This window comes from Streptomyces sp. NPDC127595, from assembly GCF_042671685.1.
GTDB lineage: Bacteria > Actinomycetota > Actinomycetes > Streptomycetales > Streptomycetaceae > Streptomyces.
Window position 1 is genome coordinate 977,531 of the sequence record NZ_JBHXWK010000001.1, and the last position, 19,707, is coordinate 997,237.

Annotated in this window: 16 protein-coding genes and 1 pseudogene; 5 read left to right on the top strand and 12 right to left on the bottom strand. The window is 69.0% G+C overall.

Features of this window, described 5'->3' with window-relative positions:
• Positions 1 to 8: 8 nt before the first annotated feature.
• The 5 genes from ACFVKT_RS04150 to ACFVKT_RS04170 all read right to left on the bottom strand — a co-directional run bounded on the left by ACFVKT_RS04150 (position 9) and on the right by ACFVKT_RS04170 (position 4,838).
• Positions 9 to 1,253 (bottom strand): serine hydrolase domain-containing protein, encoded by a 1,245-nt coding sequence (locus tag ACFVKT_RS04150; protein WP_385727294.1) that lies wholly within the window; start codon positions 1,251 to 1,253, stop codon positions 9 to 11.
• 171 nt (positions 1,254 to 1,424) lie between these two features.
• The gene (locus ACFVKT_RS04155; protein ID WP_385727296.1) at positions 1,425 to 2,810 is read right to left on the bottom strand and encodes a CAP domain-containing protein; all 1,386 of its coding nucleotides are present in this window, start codon (positions 2,808 to 2,810) and stop codon (positions 1,425 to 1,427) included.
• A gap of 73 nt (positions 2,811 to 2,883) precedes the next feature.
• On the bottom strand, positions 2,884 to 3,195 hold the full coding sequence (locus tag ACFVKT_RS04160) for a YkvA family protein (protein WP_385727298.1): 312 nt from the start codon (positions 3,193 to 3,195) through the stop codon (positions 2,884 to 2,886).
• A gap of 85 nt (positions 3,196 to 3,280) precedes the next feature.
• Positions 3,281 to 3,661, bottom strand: coding sequence for a hypothetical protein (locus ACFVKT_RS04165; protein WP_385728134.1), 381 nt, complete (start codon positions 3,659 to 3,661; stop codon positions 3,281 to 3,283).
• A 253-nt stretch (positions 3,662 to 3,914) separates the two neighbouring features.
• On the bottom strand, positions 3,915 to 4,838 hold the full coding sequence (locus ACFVKT_RS04170) for a MurR/RpiR family transcriptional regulator (protein WP_385727300.1): 924 nt from the start codon (positions 4,836 to 4,838) through the stop codon (positions 3,915 to 3,917).
• 275 nt (positions 4,839 to 5,113) lie between these two features.
• On the opposite strand from ACFVKT_RS04170, the gene ACFVKT_RS04175 reads away from it, so the two are divergent.
• Positions 5,114 to 6,259 carry a glycoside hydrolase family 88 protein gene (locus ACFVKT_RS04175; RefSeq protein WP_385727301.1) on the top strand — a complete coding sequence of 382 codons (1,146 nt, stop codon included), beginning with the start codon at positions 5,114 to 5,116 and terminating at the stop codon, positions 6,257 to 6,259.
• A gap of 56 nt (positions 6,260 to 6,315) precedes the next feature.
• On the opposite strand, the gene ACFVKT_RS04180 is transcribed toward ACFVKT_RS04175, so the two are convergent.
• The 3 genes from ACFVKT_RS04180 to ACFVKT_RS04190 form a co-directional block, all read right to left on the bottom strand.
• A complete protein-coding gene (locus ACFVKT_RS04180; RefSeq protein WP_385727303.1) occupies positions 6,316 to 7,608 on the bottom strand; it encodes an RICIN domain-containing protein in 1,293 nt (430 codons plus the stop codon).
• A gap of 21 nt (positions 7,609 to 7,629) precedes the next feature.
• Entirely contained in the window at positions 7,630 to 9,774 is a 2,145-nt protein-coding gene (locus ACFVKT_RS04185) for an RICIN domain-containing protein (protein ID WP_385728137.1), read from the bottom strand.
• Between the two features lie 126 nt (positions 9,775 to 9,900).
• Positions 9,901 to 11,298, bottom strand: coding sequence for a ricin-type beta-trefoil lectin domain protein (locus ACFVKT_RS04190; RefSeq protein WP_385727305.1), 1,398 nt, complete (start codon positions 11,296 to 11,298; stop codon positions 9,901 to 9,903).
• 307 nt (positions 11,299 to 11,605) lie between these two features.
• Here ACFVKT_RS04190 and ACFVKT_RS04195 point away from each other — a divergent pair, with 307 nt between their 5' ends.
• Positions 11,606 to 12,250 (top strand): TMEM175 family protein, encoded by a 645-nt coding sequence (locus tag ACFVKT_RS04195; RefSeq protein ID WP_385727307.1) that lies wholly within the window; start codon positions 11,606 to 11,608, stop codon positions 12,248 to 12,250.
• A 228-nt stretch (positions 12,251 to 12,478) separates the two neighbouring features.
• Complete coding sequence (locus tag ACFVKT_RS04200; protein WP_385727309.1) at positions 12,479 to 13,462, top strand: aldo/keto reductase; 984 nt, start codon at positions 12,479 to 12,481, stop codon at positions 13,460 to 13,462.
• Positions 13,463 to 13,590: 128 nt separating this feature from the next.
• Here the strand turns inward: ACFVKT_RS04200 and ACFVKT_RS04205 are convergent.
• Both ACFVKT_RS04205 and ACFVKT_RS04210 read right to left on the bottom strand, forming a co-directional pair.
• A pseudogene (locus tag ACFVKT_RS04205) lies at positions 13,591 to 13,977 on the bottom strand (DUF2238 domain-containing protein); the annotation flags it as partial.
• An 89-nt stretch (positions 13,978 to 14,066) separates the two neighbouring features.
• Positions 14,067 to 15,098: a hypothetical protein gene (locus tag ACFVKT_RS04210; RefSeq protein WP_385727311.1), complete on the bottom strand. Its 1,032-nt coding sequence runs from the start codon at positions 15,096 to 15,098 to the stop codon at positions 14,067 to 14,069.
• Between the two features lie 254 nt (positions 15,099 to 15,352).
• Here ACFVKT_RS04210 and tgmA point away from each other — a divergent pair, with 254 nt between their 5' ends.
• A complete protein-coding gene (gene tgmA, locus ACFVKT_RS04215) occupies positions 15,353 to 15,544 on the top strand; it encodes a putative ATP-grasp-modified RiPP (protein ID WP_266837178.1) in 192 nt (63 codons plus the stop codon).
• Positions 15,545 to 15,559: 15 nt separating this feature from the next.
• Positions 15,560 to 16,516, top strand: coding sequence for an ATP-grasp ribosomal peptide maturase (gene tgmB / locus ACFVKT_RS04220; protein WP_385727314.1), 957 nt, complete (start codon positions 15,560 to 15,562; stop codon positions 16,514 to 16,516).
• A 26-nt stretch (positions 16,517 to 16,542) separates the two neighbouring features.
• Here the strand turns inward: tgmB and ACFVKT_RS04225 are convergent, their stop codons facing one another.
• On the bottom strand, positions 16,543 to 18,153 hold the full coding sequence (locus ACFVKT_RS04225; protein WP_385727316.1) for a serine/threonine protein kinase: 1,611 nt from the start codon (positions 18,151 to 18,153) through the stop codon (positions 16,543 to 16,545).
• 313 nt (positions 18,154 to 18,466) lie between these two features.
• Positions 18,467 to 19,672, bottom strand: a complete 1,206-nt coding sequence (locus ACFVKT_RS04230; RefSeq protein ID WP_385727318.1) for a 4-hydroxybenzoate 3-monooxygenase — start codon at positions 19,670 to 19,672, stop codon at positions 18,467 to 18,469.
• Positions 19,673 to 19,707 lie beyond the last annotated feature (35 nt).

A 19,707-nucleotide genomic window follows, 5' to 3' on the forward strand; every position in this document is an offset into this window, starting at 1 on the left:
CGGGGAGATCAGTCGCGGGCGATGTTCGGCGCGATGTCCTCGTAGCGCTCCACCTGGTTCACGGTCGCCGTGCTGCGCGCGGCGGCCGTGGTCTGCGGCTTGCCGCAGAAGGCGGATTCCAGCGTGCGGCCCAGGGTGGTGAGCACGGTGCCGTTGTTCGAGGTGTTGGCGAGCGCGGTGACGCTGCGCTTGCCGTCCTTCGAGGCGAACGCGTACGTGTAGTAGCCCTGGACGGTGCCCGTGTGCCCGTACACGGAGACGCCGCACGACAGGTCACGGCGGCGCAGGCCGAGACCGTAGCCCTGGGTGCTGTTCACCGGAGTCCACTGCTGCATCTGCGTGAGCTGGGCGGCGGACATCAGCTTTCCGCCGAGCAGCGCGGAGAAGAAGGTGTTCAGGTCACGGGTGGTGGAGATGATCGCGCCCGCGCTCTGCGCCCAGGACACCGTCTGCTCGGTGGAGTCGACCAGGGGACCGGCCTCGTCCGGCGGGAGGTAGCCATTGGCGTGGCGGCCCGCGATCGCGGTGTCCGGGTGGACGTAGGAGGTGCCGGTCAGCTTCAGCGGCGTGATGATCCGCTTCTGGTACTGCGTGCGGACGGAGTGCCCGGTGAGCTTCTCGATGAGCATGCCCCCGACGACGAAGTTCGTGTTGGAGTACGCATAGGCCGCGCCCGGCGCGTTGGTGAGCGGCTTTTCCAGGGACAGGTCCACCAGGTCCTGGTAGCTGAACACCTTGTTGCGTACGGCCTCGAAGCCCGGGACCGTGTGCTCGAACATGTCGTTGGTGTAGTCGTACAGACCGCTTCGATGGCTCAGCAGATGGCGCACGGTGATCCGGTCGTCGGGCAGCAGCCCCGGAAGGTAGCTGTTCACCGAGGCGTCCAGGGCGAGCTTGCCCTCGTCGACCAGTTGCAGCAGCACCACGGCGGTGAAGGTCTTGCTGACGCTGCCGACCCGGAACCGGTCGTACGTGGTGAGGGCCCGCCCGGTCACTCGGTCGGCGTCTCCCTCGGACAGCCGGTGGACCGTGCCGTTGTCGTCGACCCGCACCATCGCGCCGGGTGCTCCCTGCGCCAGTGCGGTACGCAGCACCTCGCGCAGCCCCGCGTCGTCGGGCGCCGCCAACTCCTCTGCCGCGACGCTCGCTTCACGCGCGGTGCCCGTGGGCGCCGCCGCCTGCGCGGGCGCTGCCAGGAGGGACACCAGAACCGCGCCCAGCGCCGTGCTCATGCCCACTGTTCCTGAGACCATCTGAATTCTTCCCCGATCTGTTGCTGCCGGTGCGGATTCCCGGCGTGGACCGCGCCGCGGATGCGGGCGTCGGCATCATTACTACGCACAGGAGTGGCACATGGGTTGCATAGGTCGCGAGGGAATCAGAAACAGTGAACCGAAAGAGGTGAGTTGGAGCAGCCGGGCGTGTCAGGCGCCGAAGAGCTGCGTCCAGTAGGTGCCCATCTTGCCGCCGCCGGCCAGGCCTATGCCTATGTGAGTGAAGGCGGGCTTGAGGATGTTGGCGCGGTGGCCGGGGCTGTTCATCCAGCCGAGGACCACCTCGGCGGGGGAGCGCTGGCCGCAGGCGATGTTCTCCCCGATGGTGCGGCGGGTGCTGCCCGCGGCGGCGGCCCGGTCCCAGGGCTGGGTGCCCTCGGGGGAGGTGTGGGAGTAGAAGTTGCGGGCGACCATGTCCTCGCTGTACGCCTGCGCCGCGTTGGCGAGCAGCGGGTCGACCGACAGGGGCCGCAGGCCGGCCGCGGTCCGTTCGGCGTTGGTGAGAGCGACGACCTCATTCGCCGTCCGTGCCAGCTCGCCGGGGCTGAAGGGCCGTGCCCACAGCGCCGTCCAGTACAGATCGCCGGAGCGGTCGGCCACGTAGGCCAGGCCGGCCTGGCTGAACGCGGGCTCGCACAGGGTGCGCCGGGACTGCTCGGTCGACAGGCAGTACTCCACGAACTCCGCCGGCGTGCGCGGGCCGGAGACCAGGTGTTCGCCGACCGTGAGATACGCATATCCGGTCGAGGTGACGCGCTGGTACACGGAGGTGCCGTCCGGGCTCTCGGAGCTGAGGACCCCGCGCGCTGCCATGTCGGAGGCGTGGACGCGGGCCGCGGCCGCCAGCCGTGCGTCGAGGGACACCGGCGGGGAACCGGCCCTGGCGCGTGCGGAGTTCACCAGGCCGAGGAAACCGTCCGTGTCGGGCACGGAGTTCGACCGGCCGGCCGACCCGTGGGAATGGCGTGCGGTGTTCGCCTGCCCGGCCTGCCCGGCCTGCCCGTTGGAACGGGGCGCGGTGTTCCCCCGCCCGGCCGCTCCCGCCGGCGCCGGGGTGTCCTCGGCGACATCGACCCCGAAGTCCCGCGCTATGCCCGCCAGTCCGTCCGCGTACCCTTGGCCCAGCGCGCGCAGTTTCCACGCGCCGCCGCGCCGGTAGATCTCGGCGAGCAGCAGCACGGTCTCCCGCTGCGGACGCGGCGGGGTGAAGCGGGCGAGGGCGCGCGAGCGAGGTCCGCTGACATACAGGGTGGGTGCGGCCAGCCGAGCCAGTGGGGTCGCGGGGTCGGCGGAGCTGATGACCACCGTGACGCGGCTGGCCCCGGCCCGCAGCCCTGGAGGGTCGATGGTGAGCTGCTCGCCCTGGAGCCGGGCGCCGGACGCGGTCGGCTGGTTGTAGAACACGAAGTCCCCGTCGCCGCGCACCTTTCCGCTGTCATCGGTGATCAGCGCGCTGACGTCGAAAGGGCCCGGCACCCGGAGGGTCAGGATGCCGCCCGGAAGGGGCACGTTGCCCCCGGGAACCAGCTCGGTCATGGTGCCGCCCCGTCGACGTAGAGATCCGAAACGGCCTTCGACGAGGGCATTCACGCCAGGGGCCGTCGGATGTTCAACGGTCCGACGGAGTCCCGGGGTTCCCGCCGGCGCTCGGACGATCACCCGTAGCCGGGCGCATCGACCGCAGAGCCATCAGGAGTACGCCGATGTCGTCCAGGTAGATGGGGTCGGGCAGTAGATCGGCCGGGAGCACGAGATAGGCGACGGCGCCCCAGAAGACCCAGCGGGACCCGGCCGGAAGCCCGGCCCGCCGCAGCTCACGGCGGGCACGGACGAGCCGGATCAGCAGCGCGATCGCGACCCCGAGCACCGCGGCGCCCAGGATCGCGATGATGACGACGACCGTCCAGGTCGTGGAATCCATATGTCCGTCCAGAGCTCTCGGCGGGCTGATGCTCCTTCACGTCTTCCCGCTCGAGCCCTTCCTATCGCGCCGGACCGGGCCGAACTCAGGTCCGCGCGGTGTTGCCGTCGACGAGCGCCTGGCTGACGGCACGGATGCTGCGGGCGATGTGCTGAAGCTGCAGCACCTCCGCCGCGTACATCTTGATGGTGTGTTCGATGACGCCCTCGTGCAGGCCGAGGGCGGGCAGTTCGGCGCGGGCGGTCTGCAGTGCGGTACGGGCGACCCGTATCTCGTGCTGTACCTGGATCTGCGCGTGGCGGGCGAGCAGCACGGGGTGCTTCATCAGCGCGGGATAGCTCGCGTAGCGGGTCGGCACCAGCTCGCGCAGCCATCTGACCGCCGATCGCTCCCAGTCGAAACTGCCTGGGGTCTTGACCTGGCACGGCCAGTCCGAGGTGATCGGTGAGTACGTCGTCAGGGCCATGTTCATCGCTTCCGGGTCACGTCGGCGGGGGAGTTCGGTGCGGCCCCGGTCTAGGGGATGGCCGGGGCCGCCACCATGACCACCCGGGACCCAGGGCGGGTAGGAGCGGAAGGCCCCGGGTGGACGCGAGCAGTATTTATATATACCGCCGGTTACGCAAGAACATGAAAACATTCATGCGGGATTTCGTATGAATGATCCGGTTATGTGAGGGTTTCGGGAAGGTCCTCGGACTCGGGAAAAGGCGGAGGTCTCAGTCCTTGAGGAAGAACTGGTGCTGCTCGGCGACCTGCTCGTACTCCTCCAGGCGGGCCTGCGTCCGCTCCGGATCGTCGTCGGTCATGGCCTGGAGCAGTGCCGCCGACATCACGACGGGCGCGGCGTAGGAGTCGAAGACGAGGCGCGAACCGGTGCCCGTGGCGAAGGTGACGTCGGCCTCGTCGGCCACCGGGCCGAGCGCCAGGTCGGTGATCAGGGCCACCCGCAGGCCCGCGCTGCGCGCCACCCGCACAGCGGTGAGCGTCTCCTGGGCATGCCGGGGCATGTCGAAGGCCAGCACCCAGGTGCCGCCCGCCTCGCGGGACTGGAGCAGCGCGTCGTAGGCGACGCTGCCGCCCCGGGTCACCAGCCGCACATCCGGGTGGATCCGTCGCGCGGCGTACGCGAAGTACTCGGCCAGCGAGACCGAGATCCGCAGCCCCAGCACGGTCAGCGGTGCCGACTTCGACAGCGCCCTGCCGATGCTGATCACCTGGTCCGGATCGGCGAAGTCCCGCCGCAGGTTCTCCAGGTTCTGGATCTCGGCGTCCACCGCCGCCTGCAACTCGTTGCTGGTGGCTTCCGCGGGCGTGCCCGGGGTGCTGCCGAGCGTGCTGAGCGCGATCGACTGGAGCTTCTCCCGTAGCGCGGGGTAACCGCTGAAGCCGACGGCCGCGGCGAAGCGGGTCACCGAGGGCTGGCTCACGCCCACGCGCTCGGCGAGGTCGGTGATCGACAGGAACGCGGCCTCGGTGATGTGTTCGATCAGGTACTGGGCGATGCGGCGCTGGCCGGGGGAGAGCCGGGGCCCGTCGAAGAGTTCTCTGAGCTGGGACGTGGGAGCCGCGCCCGCCTCAGGGGCCGTCTTCCCCGAGGTGATCGCGGATGCCTGCGCGCGTGCCTGCTGCGGCGATGGCACAGATGTGCCTCCTTCGTGTCCCACAAGCACTCAACATAGCTCACGGACCGTGTTGGCCCGGGTGGGCGGCACGGGGCGTGACGTGGGCGGTTCCCGTCCGCCGCAGGCATCGGGATGGTGCCGTGGCATAGACGTCTCCGTGTCACCTCGTTCTGCCCGCTGAACTGCGCGGGGGAGCTGAAGTCCCCTGATATGACGGCTACTTGACGACGAGCCATGGACACCGCGCGGCCCGGGAACCGACGATGTAAGCCCCATCCGTAGGAGTTGTTCATATGCATAGACGACGCCTGCTCTCCGGCGCGGCCGCCCTCACCGCCTCCGCCGCTCTCGTGCCCTCACTGACGGGCACCGCCCAAGCCGCCCCGGACGCCGTCTCGCCGGTGCTCCCGTCGAGGGCCGAGATCACCACCGTTCTGCGCCGCGTGGCCGACCAGTGGATCGCCACCCATACGAACTCGGGCGACAACGGCTGGGCCAACGCCACCTTCTTCAGCGGGCTGCTCGCCCTGCAGCGACTGACCGGCAGCGCCGGCTACCTCAACTACGCCCGGAGCTGGGCGGAGAAGCACGCGTACGGCCTCAGCGGCGGAGTGACCACCCGTCACGCGGACAACCACAACGCCGGACAGGCCTACCTCGACCTGTACGCGCTGGAGCCCGACGCGCAGAAGCTCACCGCCATCGAGACGTCTCTGCGCCGCATGGTCTACACGGACCAGCCCGCCAAGAACGACGACTGGTGGTGGGACGACGCCCTCCACATGGCGATGCCGCCCTTCGCCCGGCTGGGCGCCCTCCGCCAGGACCCCCAGTACTGGGAGAAGCTGTACTCCCTCTACAACCACACCAAGCGCATCGAGGGCGGCCCCGGCCTGTACGTCGCCGGCACGGGCCTTTGGTACCGCGACAAGCGCTTCCTGCCGGGCGGGATCCTGTCCCCGACGGGCAAGCCGGTCGTATGGTCGCGCGGGAACGGATGGGTGACGGGCGGACACGTCAAGACCCTCAAGGCGCTCCCGTCCACCGAGCGGCACACCGCCGAGTACCGCGACACCCTGGTCCGGCTGGTGACGGCCGTGCGCGGGGTGCAGCGCACCGACGGCTTCTGGAACGTCAACCTCGCCGACGCCGCCCATCTGCCTGGCCCAGAGACCAGCGGCACGTCCTTCTTCCTCTACGGCACGGCCTATGCGGTCGCCGCCGGCCTCGTCGACCGCGCCACCTACCTCCCGGTCGCCGCCCGGGCCTGGAACGGCCTGGTCGCCACCGCCGTACACGCCGACGGTTTCCTGGGCTACGTCCAGAACGTCGGTGACCGCCCGGAGTCCAGCCAGCCCGTCACCTACGACTCCACCGCGAACTTCGGCGTCGGCGCCTTCCTGCTCGGCGGCACCGAAGTCGCCCTCCTCGCGAGCTAGGACATGACGGTGCCCCCGCCGCTGGTGAGCGACGGGGGCACCGGTGTGCTGATCGGTCAGGGCTGTGCGGTGAGCGTGAAGCTCTGCGCGGCGGAGCCGTTGCAGGTGAGCTGGGTGAGCTGCACGCTGTTCGTCGCGGCGGTTGCCGCAGTCAGGCACTTACCGCTGTGGCGGGCGGTGAAGTGGTAGCGCCCGGTGCTTTCCTTCACCGGAAGCCACTGCTGGTTCTGCCCGCTTGAGTAGGTCCACAGCTGCAGCCCCGCGTTGTCGGCTGTCGAGACGCCGGTCACGTCGATGACCTGCTGCGGACTGGTGCGGATCCCGGCCTGCCGGTAGCCGCTGTCGGTCGAGCGGAACTGGAACTGCTGTGCCTGCGTGCCGTTGCAGGCGTACTGCTGGATCGCGGTTCCGTTCGCCGTGGCGGCCGAACGGGCGTCCACACAGGTGCCGTTGCCGGCGTTGGTCAGCGAGTACCAGGCGGTCTCGGAGACCGAGTCCGTCGGCGGGGTCGTGGTGTCGGCCCCGCCCAGCCACTTCAGCCCGTCCAGCACGAGCTGGTTCTGGGTCGCGCTCCCGAACGTCGAGGACAGCCGCGTGTTGGTGTCGTAGTTCATCGCGTTGTGCCCGAAGTTCGCGTACAGCATCTTGTACTGCGTGTTGGTCCACACGATCGGGTAGTCGCCGCTGTACCAGGTCTGCGCCGGATCGGTGCCCACCGGGAAGGTGCTGGCGTCGAGCGAGGCCAGGACCTTGATGTTCGCGTTGGCCCGCAGGTTGTTGGACCAGCTGTACCACTCACTGACCGACGAGGTGAAAGTCGCCGGCAGGTTCTTGGTGGCCGCGTGCGTACGGTCGTCCACCTTCAGGACCTCCGAGGTAGGTCCCCACGTGTTCGTCGCGAAGTTACCGGTGCCGAGGAACGTGTTGTGGTACCAGGGCCACGCCGACGCATTGGTCGTGAAGGCCGCGACGTGGAAGCCCAGCCAGGCGCCGCCACCCCTCATGTAGGTCTCGAAACCCGTCCGCTGGGCGGCGGTCTGCGGCAGGTCGTCGAGGAACAGCACGACCTGGTACGCGTTCACGCCGCCGTTGGCGAGCAGGTCCCAGTTGTTGCTGGAGGTGTAGGTGAAGCCGTTCGCCGCCGCCTGCTGGGGGAACCAGACGTTCGCTTCCTTGACGAAGTCGATGTGCGCGGCGTCCCAGGTGCCGTTGTACAACGCGAGCACCTTGAACGGGACTGCCGAGGTGTCGGCCTGGGCGGCGGGGGGTGCCGCCAGGCCGAGCAACGTCGCCAGCAGGACGAGAACCTTCAGAGCCGCACGTGCCGGACCGGAACTGCTGATACGCATGGACGATCCTTTCCGAACGCGTCAGGGGTAGCTGACGAGGTTGGCCACGTTGGTGGAGGAGTTGGACGGGCCGCCGCTGCTGTTGACGACATGCCGGATCGTGCCCACGCCACCCAGGGAGACGGTCACCATGTTCGTCAGGCGGGTGCCGCCGTTACTCGGCACCTCGTAGGCTCTCTCGGCCGCGACCGCGGAGTTGACGTTGAAGTAGCAGTAGCTGCCGAGCCCCCAGGCCTGATGGCTGGTGACGGAGTCCGCGACCTTGTAGGCGGCGTAGCCCTGTGTCGAACCGTTCATCCAGGAGGCCTGGTTGGGCGGGTCGTACGGCATCTCGTTCTGGTAGAAGTACGTCTTGCCGCCGTTGCCGTTCCAGATGGTCTGGTACTTCTGGTAATGCTCGACGAACAAGCCGTACATCGTGACGTTGTCGCCGTTCACGATGAGCCCGGTATCCGCGGTGTTGGTGGTCCAGCCGACCCCGGTTCCGTGGTCGGCGCGCCAGATCCACATGTGGTCACCGATGACGTTGTCGCTGTTGACGACGAGGCTGGTGGTCGCCTTGCCCACGGCCGCTCCGCCGACGCGGAAGTACACGTCGTGCAGGGAGGTCGGGTTGGCGGTGTGCGTGGCGGAGGCACCGGTCGGGCCGACCTCGAGCAGCGTCGGCGAGTTGGTGGTACCCGCGTCGAAGAGAACGCCCGCGATCTTGACCCCGTCGACGTCGGCGACCTTCATCGCGGTGACGCCGTTGTCCGGGATGAACGTGGCGAGGCCCAGGCCGAGGATGACCGTGTCCGCGCGGTTCACCTGAAGCGTCTGGTCCAGGTGGTAGACGCCGGGGGTGACCAGGAGGTTCTTGCCCGCGGCCAGTGCGGCGTTGATCTGCGAGGCGGTCGAGCCGGCCTTGACGATGTAGAACTGGTCGATCGGGAGCGAGCTCCCGGCGGTGCTGCCGCTCGCCCAGCTGGTTCCGGTGGAGTTCGACCGCACGCTCGGCACGAACACCTGGTAGTTGCCGGCGCTGTCGACGTACAGGAACGGCTTCTCACGCGTGGTCGGGCTCTGCGCCACCGTGGTGTACGGCGGGCTGGGGAAGCTGTTGGCCGGCACACCCTGGCTGCCGACGAAGACCATGTTCCAGTTGGAGCCGGTCCAGCTGCCGAGCTGCGAGTTGCGGGTCAGCCACTGCTGCTGGCTGCCGGAGTTCACCTGGCCGTCGATCTTGGTGTCGGCCATGTAACCGCCGCTGGACCAGCCGCCGTCGTCCAGGGCGAGGTTGCCGCGCACATGCATCCGGCGGTAGGACGAGGCCTGGGAAACGGCCCAACGGTCGCTGCCGCTGGTCGGGTTGACCGAGAGGTTCTCGGCGCCGCGCCAGAAGTTCTGCGTGGCGTTGCCCTGGAACCAGTCGGCCTCGGCGTGCACCGCGCCGTTGATCGTCACCGAGTCCGGCGACAGACCCAGGCCCAGGACCTGCGTGTAGAAGCCGACGTTGACGTCAGCGCTGTAGGTGCCCGGCTTGAACATCACCGCGTAGCGCTGCGAGCCGAACTGGTTCGACTGCTGCTGCTGGAAGATGGAGTCCAGCCGGGACTGGATGGTCGCGGCCGACATCGACGGGTCGAACACGACCACGTTCGCACCGAGGTCGACACCGCCGGTCGGCGGGGCCACGGCCGCCACCTGGAAGCGCTGGGCCGCGGTCCCGTTGCACGTGTACTGCACGAGCTGCACGCCGTCGGCGGTCGACGCACTGGGCACGTCCAGGCACTTGCCGCTGTTCCGGTTGACGAAGTGGTAGTTGCCCGCGCCCTCGTCGACGGGGAGCCACTGCTGGTTGTTGCCGCCGCCGTACGCCCAGAGGTGGACGAGGGCGTTGTCGGCCGTGGAGTTGTCGCTCACGTCGACGACCTGGCTGGTGCTGTTGGCGTTGCCGATCTGCACGTAGCCGCTGCTGGTGGTGGTCAGACTCCACTGCTGGGCCGTGGAGTTGTTGCAGGTGTACTGCTGCACCACGGTGCCGTTCGCCGTTCCGGCGGAGGCGGCGTCCAGACACTTGCCGCTGCCCGCGTTCACCACGGTGGCCAACCCGGTGGGCAGCGCCGCGGCCGCCGCGACGGCCTGGTCCTGCGAGGCGATGGTGATTCCGGTGACGGTGCTCGCCATGAGGGCGACCGCGATCACCAGCTTCGGTATCCGGCGGCGGCCGGACTCTGTGCTGCGTCTGAGCACGACTTCTCCTGATGCGGGGGGGGACAGGGGTGTGGAACAGAGAGACGCGGACTGCGTCCGTCAGCCGGTGTACCTGGCGAAGATGCTGGTGAACTGCCAGGCGGTCTGGGAGACACCTGAGCACGTGTCATCGTTCGGGTAGCTGCCGGAGCAGGGACGGTCGCGGTTGACCGACCAGAAGGTCAGTCGCGCCAGGTGGTGCTGCTGCGCGTAGGCGAGGATCGTCTCGAAGTTGGCGGGGGTGACCGTCTCGTTGACGTCGGTGATCCCGTTCATGGACGAGATGCCCATGCCCCGGTACGCCTGGTCGTCGGTGTACTTGTAGGCGTTCTTGAGCGCCGTCTTGAGGCCCTCGGCCGCCTGAATGGTGAGCGTGCCCATGTTCTGGCCGGCTCCGCCGAAGTCGAACGGCATGATCGTCCAGCCGTCCACGGTGAGACCCGACGCCGCGGCCCGGTTGATGAGGCCCGTGTCGGGGCCGGTCTGCCCGGTGCCGATGGTGACGTACACCTTGATGCCGGGGTTGTTGGCCTTGATGGTCTTGAGGGCGTCCACGGTGCGCTGCTGGACCGTCGTGTTGCTGTAGGCGTCGGCCTCGATGTCGATGTCGATGGCCTTGAGCCCGTAGGCGGTGATGACCTTCTGGTACGCGGCCGCCAGTTCACTGGCGGTGGAGCAGGAGCTCTCCAGCTTGTTGCCGCTGTAGCCGCCGAACGACGGGATGACGTCGCCGCCGCCTGCTCGCACGGTGTTGATGGTCGTCTGGTCGACGCCACCGGTCAGTGCGCGGCCGCCGTCCCACTGCGGGTTGCAGTAGCCGTTGCTGAGCACGAAGGCCAGCGTGAACCACTTGACGCCGGTGGCGTTCATGACCGTGGTCGGGCTGGGCGGGTTGCCCCAGCCGTTGTAGATGTAGGGGGCGACGGCCATCGGCGCGGAGGTGGTGGGGGGCGGGGTCGTGCCCCCGTCGACGGGGGGCGTCGTCCACTTCTGGTTCGCGGAGGTGCCACAGGTCCAGATCTGGATGGGCGTGGCGTTGGCCGTGGAGCTGCCCGTGACGTCCGCGCACTTGTTGGACTGCGTACCGATGATGGTGCCGGCCGTGGAGACCGTCCACTTCTGGTTGGTGCTGCCCGCGCAGTCCCACAGTTGGAGCTTGGCACCGTTCGTGGTCGAGTTGCCGGTGACGTCGAGACACTTGCCCAGGGCACGTATGGTCCCGTCGGAGCCGAGGGTCCACTGCTGGGCTGTGGTGCCGTTGCAGTCGTAGAGCTGAACGGCCGTGCCGTTCGTGGAACTCGCTCCGGCGACATCCAGGCACTTGCCGCCGAGGCCGGTGATGGTTCCGGTGGCGGCAATGGCGGGTGAGGCGCTGAGGGCGCCTGCCGAGAGAGCGAGCACCGCCGTGGCGAGGGTGGTGCGTAGCGTGGCGGAACGCGCGAGGGATCGTCTGGGCATCACGGCGATCACAGCCCTTCAAAGGTGGCTGATGAGTGGGGGGTTCACGTCCATGAACGACAGGCGTATTCGTGGGACGCTGGTGATCGGTGAACCTATTGGTCTGGTCCAGACACGTCAAGACGTAAACTCAAGATGTGAAATAAGGGGGCCTTGGAGCGGAGTCCACGCACAAGGAGTTGAACGATTCACAGTGGCCCGTGGTATTTCATGACCTCGTCGAGGTCACCTGGCGCCAAGGCGCGACGCGGCCTCGATGATGATGTCAGCTCACCCACCCGCCAACGACTGCCAGTGGTGCTGCCCCATGAACAAGCGCACGTTCCAGCTCCCGCGCCGCGAAACCGTGATCGGTCCGGAACGGCTCCTCTTCTTCGGCGACGCGGTCTTCGCGATCGCCATCACGCTGCTGGCCCTCGACATCACCGTGCCCGAGGGTCTTGCCGACGCGGAGGTCGGCGCGGCGTTGCGCGACGCGGTGCCCAAGATGGGTGCGTATGTGCTGAGTTTCGCCGTGATCGGCGTGCTCTGGCAGGTACAGCACGCGTTGTTCCGCCTGGTCGGGACGCTCGACCGCTGGCTGCTCAACCTCTACCTGGCCCAGCTCGCCGTGGTCGCCGCGCTCCCGTTCCCCACGCGGCTCATCAGCGAGTATGGCGGGACGACCGCGGCCACCGCGTTCTACGCCGGGGCGATCGCCCTGGCCGTCGGGCTGCTCGGCGGGATGGCGGCCCGGCTGCTCGCGCAGCCGTCCCTCGCCGCGACGGACACGGAGCCCGCGCGGATCAAGGACTCCCTCTGGCGGAGCCTGTCGATGCTGGGCGTCTTCGCCACTTCCATCCCGGTGGCCTTTGCTTCCCCGACCGCTGCCAAGTACTGGTGGCTCCTGGCGGTCCCCGTCCGATGGCTGCTCCGGGGCTCGAAGACGCCGGACGGTACTCACGCGCCGTGAGGTCAGCGGCTCGGCGGGGGCGACACTCGATGTGCGTCCCACGCCAAGTGCACAGGCCCACAGTCCGACGGCGGTGATCTCCTCGACCTCGGTCGCGGTACGCGACCAGGCCCGGTTCTTCGTCTGTTGAATGGATCGGTCAACTGATCTGTACTTTCCGCGGCCGCACAAGGCGCGACCGGTCGGGTGGCGTCCTGCGCGCGGCCGGGGAGGTGTCAGACTTGTGACATGGACGAGCGCGCATTCGGCAGGTCAGGTCAGCAGGCTTCGGTCATCGGTCTCGGCACGTGGCAGTTGGGCGCGGACTGGGGCGACGTGAGCGACCAGGACGCGCTGGCCGTACTGGAGGCGGCGGCCGAGTCGGGTGTCACCTTCTTCGACACCGCCGACGTGTACGGCGACGGGCGGAGCGAGCAGACGATCGCGACATTCCTGCGCGGCAGGCCGGACCTCAGTGTGCTGGTCGGGACCAAGATGGGCCGCCGCGTGGACCAGCTCCCGGAGAACTACGTCCTCGACAACTTCCGCGCCTGGAACGACCGTTCCCGGCGCAACCTCGGGGTCGACCGCCTCGACCTGGTGCAGCTGCACTGCCCGCCGACGCCCGTCTACTCCTCGGGCGAGGTGTTCGACGCCCTCGACACCCTGGTCGAGGAGGAGCGGATCGCCGCGTACGGCGTGAGCGTCGAGACGTGCGAGGAGGCCCTGACGGCGATCGCCCGCCCGAACGTGGCGAGCGTCCAGATCATCCTCAACCCGTTCCGTACGAAGCCCCTGCGGCAGGTGCTCCCGGCGGCGCGGGAGGCAGGCGTCGCGGTCATCGCCCGCGTTCCGCTCGCCTCCGGCCTGCTCTCCGGCAAGTACACCAAGGACACGGTCTTCGCGGCGAACGACCACCGTACGTACAACCGCCATGGAGAGGCCTTCGATCAGGGGGAGACCTTCGCCGGCGTCGACTTCGCGACCGGCGTGGAGGCGGCGGCCGAGTTCTCCGCCCTCGCCCCGGAAGGCGCCACCCCCGCCCAGCTCGCGCTGCGCTGGATCATCCAGCAGCCCGGCGTGACCACTGTGATTCCGGGCGCCCGCAACCCCGAGCAGGCCCGCGCCAACGCGGCGGCGGCGCAGTTGCCCGAGCTGCCGCAGAAGACCCTCGACGCGATCGAGGACCTCTATGAGCGCCGGATCAAGGAGCAGGTGGAGGGGCGCTGGTAGCAGCCGGTACGGGGCTGCGACGCCCGGTCGGTGGCCCTGTGGCGCCGAACTCCCGGTCACTGCACCGCTATTGGCGGCACCCAGGCTTGGGTCTTGGAGAGCGCGCCGAACTCCCCAGCCCTGCACGGCTATTGACCACCACTCACGGAGTGGCTCCTGGAGAGCGCGCTGAGCTGCCTGTCATGCAGGCGGCTCAGCAGCAGCGCGGATACCGTCGCTCCGATCAGGGCGCAGAAGATGTCCCACTGGGTGTCCCACACATCCCCCTGGGTGGCCAGGAAGTCGTCCGCAGCGTGTCCGCCGATCACCGCGGCCGCCCACTCGAACATCTCGAAGGCCGCGCTGAACGCGAGACACGCGCACACGGTCAGCGGCGCCAGCCAGCGACTGCCGCGCAGCGGTGAGGTCCGGCACAGCAGTTCGCGCACCAGGACGGCGGGCACGAAACCCTGCATGAGGTGCCCGAAGCGGTCGTAGGGATTGCGGTCGAGCCCCAGCGCGTCCCAACAGCCCAACACCCGGTGGGCGACCGACCCGGCCGGGCCTGCCTGAATGATCCCGTGGCCCCGCGAGAGATCCGTTCTCGCGGGGCCACGGGCCCGACTCACTGCTGGGGAGCCGCGCTCCGAAGAGCCGCGATGCACGAGCCGATCGCCTGCTGGAGCTCCTCCAGCCGCTGCACCATGTCGTCCTCGTAGATGTCGTCGGCGTCGTCGAAAGTAAGCTCTTCGAACACCTTCGTGGCCTTCTGAAGGCTGCTGTAGAACTTCGTCCGGCGCTCCTGGACGCGCAGTTCGGGGTCGGCCTGCACGGTCTCGACCACCATGTTCTTCATGGTGTCGTACGCGTCGGTCGCCCACTCGCCGGCGTCCTCGCCCTCCTCCAGCTCGTCGAGGAGGGACAGGTGCCGCTCGGCCTCGGAACGCAGTTCGGCCGGGGCGTCGAGGGTCTGCCCGGCCGGGGTCCTGATCTGGCCCTTCTCGGCGATCTGGCGCACATAGCCGATCCGGTCGGCCGCCCTGGTCTCGGTGGCGACCGCCTTCTTGAGCTCGTCGGTGCGGGCGATGTCCCGGGCCAACTCGGCCTGGAGCGCCGGGTCCTCCTTCAGCCGGTCGAGCAGCGCGTGCCGCGCGGCCTGGGCGGTGGAGGGGTCGGCGAGGATCGCGGCCCGCAGCGCGGTGGGATTCTCGGCGACCTCAAGGGCCTTGGTGGGCCGGATGCCCTCGGCCTCGGCGGCTTCCGCGATGGCGGTGCCGCGCTCGGACGTGGCGCTGGAACGGGAGACGTAGTACGTGTGCCACACGTCGGCGTCCGGGAGTTCGACGTCCTGGCCCGGTGCCAGTCCCTCGAGGTGCGGGACGAGACCGTCGTCGGCCGCCTTGTCCCACGCCTTGTAGTAGCGCATCACGCGCTCGGGCGAGCATCCGGCCAGCTCGGCGAACTCCTTCGCGGAGACCTTCGGCGTCTCGTCCGCGGACTGCCCGCCGGGGCGCACACTGCGCGCCACCTTCAGGGCGAAGCTCCACCCGCCGGTCCGCGCGTACGCCCCGAAGTCGCGTGCGTCACGCGAGACTTCGGGGTCCAGGGCGTCGAGGCGCACGGCGGATTCTTCGGACGGAGCAATGGCTGCGGTCACCGGGAACTCTCCTGGGTAAGGTCGGCGTTTAGATCACTGAGGATGAAGCTTTGGCCGAAGCTTCAGCGGGATACGGACAAGAGTCACGAGTAAATCGGAATCAAGCGGACACACAAGTAAAACCGAAACGAGCAAGCCGGAATCAACGCGATGTGATGACCTTCACCCCGATGTGGCGGAAAGTGATGAATTACTTACGGTCGTGAAACGTACGGGTGGGCGTAGAGCATCGTGAGACCGCAGGAGGATCTTTCGTGCGACCGTTCACACTCAACTACGCCCTGCCCACAGGGCAGTCGGCCGTGACAGCCGCGTACCACTTCGACGTATCACTCCAACTGAACGTGCTGCCCGACGGCCGCCCGGCCGTCAGCGATCGTGCGCTCCTCCTGGCCTCGGGAACCACGACGTCCACCGCCGGATCCCAGACCCACTTCGACGACTGACGGCAGCCCGTACGCATGACGGTACTCATTCTCACAGCCGAGCAGGACGTCACCGCCGACATGGTGGTGGCCAAACTGCATGAACAGGGCGTGCCCATGGTGCGCCTGGACCCCGCCGACGTGCCGGGCAAAGCGGTGCTGTCCGCCGGCTACGCCCACGGCGACTTCGACGGTTATCTGTCGGTCAACGGCCATGTGCTCAGCATGGGGGGCCTGCGCTCCGTATGGGTGCGCAGGCCGGGCGAGCCGGCGGCGCATTCCGCCGATCCCTCGCCGTGGCTCACCGCCGAGACCCGGCAGGCCCTGTTCGGAATGCTCTACTCCGCCTCCACCCGCTGGATGAACCACCCGCGCAGCGCCGAGCAGGCCCGGCACAAACCCTGGCAGTTGCGGATCGCGCACAGCAGCGGCTTCGCGGTGCCGCCCACCATCATCACGACAGCTCCAAAGGTCGCTCAGCAGTTCGTCGAGGAGTACCGCGACGTGGTGGTGAAGTCGGCCTCGGGGCCGCCTCCCGGCGATCCTCCGGTGGCCCTGCCGACCACACTGATCGGTCCCGACGCGGACTTCTCCGGCGTCGCGGCCGGACCCGCGCTGCTCCAGCAGTACATCCCCAAGCGCGCCGACATCCGGCTCACCGCGATCGGCTCCCGCCTGTTCGCCGCCCGCAAGACCGCCGAGCCCGAACAGGTCGACGGGCGTTTCGGCGAGACCGGACACGCCTGGGAGCCCGTCGCGGTGCCCGGTCGTATCGCGCGCGCCGTCCACGAGTACCTGACATTCGCCGGACTCGCGTACGCGGCCTTCGACTTCGCGGAGGACAAGGAGGGCGTCTGGTGGTTCCTGGAGGGCAACCAGGGCGGCCAGTTCGGCTTCGTGGAGCTGGAGACCGGCCAGCCCATCGCCGAAGCGGTCGCGCTGTGGCTGTCGCAGCGAAGACCCGATGGACTCAGCCCCGGGGCACGGAGATGAGTCACGCCCCGCGCCTGCTCACCGCGTCACTCCGGCGCTTCCTTGAAGGTCTTGAAGAAGGTTTCCAGCGCCGCCTGATTGGCGGCGTCGTCCCAGTCGTCGGCCGGGGTCGTCCAGCGCAGTGAGTAGCCCAGGCTGTCGCCGATCAGGTAACCCCGGCCGAGCGTGCGTTCACGGACGCCGTCGGACACGGACAGCCACTCCATGTCGGCCCCCTCGAAGCCGCGATAGTTCACGGCGCGGATGTCACCCAGGCGCTCGTAGTCGACGGAGTCGCTCCGCAGTGACGGCTCCAGGTCGGCCCAGACCTTGACGGGGTCGGGGCCGAGCTGGGTGCTGTAGGTGACGGCCAGCGTGCGCGGGTCCCCGCTCGCGCCGAAGGTGACACGGTAGGAGTTGTCGTCGTTCCTGTTGGTCAGCAGGGGTTTCCATCCCTCGGGGAGGCCGATGGCGAAGCCCTCGGGCGCGTTGTAGGTGGCGAAGCCCGGTGTCTCCTCGGCGCTGGGGGAGGGGGAAGTCGGGGTCGGCGAGGGCTTCTCGGGGGTGGTCGCCGTACCGGTGGGCGTCGCGGACGGGCTGTCGGAAGCCGGCCGTGAAGGCGCGGGAGCGGTCGGCGAAGGCGCGGATCCCGACGCCGAGGTGTCGCCGCCGGTCAGCCCGCCCGCCGCGGTGAGCACCGCGAAGCAAATGACGGTGACGGTCAGCGCCCCGCCCACCAGAACGAGCCGGCCGACAGGGCGTCCGCGCCAGGTCCGCCCAGCCCGCCGGACAGCGGCGCCGGTGTCCCGGAAAATGGGCAGGGACGCCGTGGGCGTCGAGTCCTCAAGGTCCTGTTTGAGGATGCGGGTCAGGGACTCGCGCACCACAGGCTCAGGCACCCGTTCGAGGTAATCCCTGCGCAGGAGCCCCTGGATGGCGGGGCTCAGCGGTCCCGCGTTCTGCGGTTGCCGGATGGGGAGCCGTTCCACGGCACGGAGCGTTGCGACCAGCCCGCCCCGGTCCCGGATGGCAGGGCGTCCCTCGACCATCGCGTACATGATCGCGCCCAGCGCCCACAGATCCGCCGCCGGTCCGGTGCTCTCGCCGCGTGCCTGCTCCGGGGACGCGTACGACGGGGCGGTGACGCGCTGCGAGGGGGTGTCTCCCATCAGCCCGAAGCCGCTCACCGTGACGCCGCCCTGCTGGTCCACGCAGACCTGTCCGGGGCTGAGGTCGCCGTGGGTGTGCCCGTGCCGATGGGCCGCGGAGATGATGTCGAGAAGGCCGAGGCCTATACGGGCCGTGCGGATGTAGTTCAAGGGACCGTTTCCGAGGATCTCGCCCAGCGGTGCGCCCTCCGGCCGCTCGGTGACCGTCCACAGGAAGCCGTTGTCCTCGATCACGTCGACGACGGTGGGCACCTTGCCGGGGCAGACCAGCCCCATGCGCTCGGACTCGCGCAGGATCCGGGTGGCGGTGCGGTGCCCGGCCTGTCCGCGCAGATGGTCGGGGATCCGCGACTGCGTCAGGGCGACCGGCCGCCCGAACTCGATGTCCTCGCCGTGCCAGCCGACGCGGCCCTCCTCCCGGTGGACGACCGCCAGGAGACGGTACTTTCCGGCGACCAACTCGTCCGTGGGGCCTTGCACCTTGACCATGCTCTTCCCTCGCTGCGCACCGGGGGCTCTCACCTTTCCCGGAAGTACGGAGGGGGTGACGTTGAGTGTTCAACGGGAGACGGTTCCGTACATACGCATTTTTCGGGCCGCGGCCCATCCCACGGTGTTCTTGCCCGTGAAACCGGGCTCACGTCACGGTCTCTGTGCCCGCGCGGCGGGGTTCACGTGACGGTCTCTGTGCCCGCGCGACCGGGTTCACGTCACGGTCTCTGTACGCGCCGCCGGGCCGACGCCACCGTCTCCGTGCCCGCGAAACCCGGTCCCCGCACGGTCTCGATGCCTGCAGCCGGCCTCACCCCACGTTGTACTTGCCTATGTAGGAGTTGGCGAAGGTGGCGGCCGCGGCGGGCGATCCGAGGATCCGCCGCAGCCGGGCACCCGCGGATCCGGCCCGGAAGGGATCACCCGACGACGGCCCGTGCAGCAACTCCGCGAACCACCGCGAGAACTCCTGGTACTCCCAGACACGTGTCAGGCAGGCCGCCGAGTACCCGCGCAGTCCAGCACCGTCGCCCGCCCTGAAGTACGAGATGAGCCCGTCGGCCAGGAGCAGCGCGTCGTGGAGTGCGAGGTTCATGCCCTTGGCGGCGATCGGCGCCACGAGGTGGGCGGAGTCACCGGCCAGGAACAGCCGCCCGTACGTCATCGGCTCCACGACGTAGCTGTGCATGTCGAGCACCCGCTTCTCGATCAGGGGGCCCTCGGTGAGCGGCGGGGCGCCGCTGACCGCCAGCCGCGCATGCAGCTCCGACCACACGCGGTCGTAGGACCAGTTCTCCGGGTCCTCGCCGGGCGTGACCTCCAGGTAGTAGCGGGTGACCTGGGGGCTGCGGGCCATATGGGCGCCGAATCCGCGCGGGTGGACACCGAAGACGACACAGTCGGAGGACGGCGGTGCCTCGGCGAGGAGCGCCAGCCAGGCGACCCCGTAGTCGTACCGGGCGACGCTGCCCCGGTCGGGGGTCACATATGTGCGGGTCACACCGCGCGCGCCGTCGCAGCCCGCGATGATCTCGCAGTCGATACGCCGCCGTTCGCCCGTCAGGGGGTCCGTGTACAGGACGGAGGGCAGGTCACTGTCGATGCCGTGCAGGGCCACATCGCGTACGCCGAACCGGATGTCGCCGCCCCGGATGTCCGCGTACTCGCGCACCAGGTCGGTCACCAACAGCGGCTGCGGATAGACGAAGTGCCTGTCCCCGGTCAACTCGGCGTACCGGAACCGGTGACGCTCGCCACCGGTCCGGAACTCGCACTCGCTGTGCGGCTGCGCCCGCTCCACGAGCCGGTCGGCCAGCCCCCGCTCCCGCAGCGCGCGCACAGCCCACTCCTCGATGAACCCCGCCCGGGGCCGCTGTTCGATGAACTCACGGCTCTCGGTCTCCAGGACCACGCAGTCGACGGACGCGGCCCGCAGGATGTTGCCGAGGGTGAGACCGGCGGGTCCCGCCCCGACGATGACGACGGGGACGCGCTGCACAGGGGTGGGGGAGATCACCCGAACATTATGACGATGCTCCGTCAGCGCCGGAC

Excerpts from the sequence above, each read along its gene's own strand:
- ACFVKT_RS04150 (WP_385727294.1), bottom strand. The coding sequence starts at position 1,253 with ATGGTCTCAGGAACAGTGGGCATGAGCACGGCGCTGGGCGCGGTTCTG.
- ACFVKT_RS04155 (WP_385727296.1), bottom strand. The coding sequence starts at position 2,810 with ATGACCGAGCTGGTTCCCGGGGGCAACGTGCCCCTTCCGGGCGGCATC.
- ACFVKT_RS04160 (WP_385727298.1), bottom strand. The coding sequence starts at position 3,195 with ATGGATTCCACGACCTGGACGGTCGTCGTCATCATCGCGATCCTGGGC.
- ACFVKT_RS04165 (WP_385728134.1), bottom strand. The coding sequence starts at position 3,661 with ATGGCCCTGACGACGTACTCACCGATCACCTCGGACTGGCCGTGCCAG.
- ACFVKT_RS04175 (WP_385727301.1), top strand. The coding sequence starts at position 5,114 with ATGCATAGACGACGCCTGCTCTCCGGCGCGGCCGCCCTCACCGCCTCC.
- ACFVKT_RS04180 (WP_385727303.1), bottom strand. The coding sequence starts at position 7,608 with ATGCGTATCAGCAGTTCCGGTCCGGCACGTGCGGCTCTGAAGGTTCTC.
- ACFVKT_RS04185 (WP_385728137.1), bottom strand. The coding sequence starts at position 9,774 with ATGGCGAGCACCGTCACCGGAATCACCATCGCCTCGCAGGACCAGGCC.
- ACFVKT_RS04190 (WP_385727305.1), bottom strand. The coding sequence starts at position 11,298 with ATGCCCAGACGATCCCTCGCGCGTTCCGCCACGCTACGCACCACCCTC.
- ACFVKT_RS04195 (WP_385727307.1), top strand. The coding sequence starts at position 11,606 with ATGAACAAGCGCACGTTCCAGCTCCCGCGCCGCGAAACCGTGATCGGT.
- ACFVKT_RS04200 (WP_385727309.1), top strand. The coding sequence starts at position 12,479 with ATGGACGAGCGCGCATTCGGCAGGTCAGGTCAGCAGGCTTCGGTCATC.
- tgmB (WP_385727314.1), top strand. The coding sequence starts at position 15,560 with ATGACGGTACTCATTCTCACAGCCGAGCAGGACGTCACCGCCGACATG.
- ACFVKT_RS04225 (WP_385727316.1), bottom strand. The coding sequence starts at position 18,153 with ATGGTCAAGGTGCAAGGCCCCACGGACGAGTTGGTCGCCGGAAAGTAC.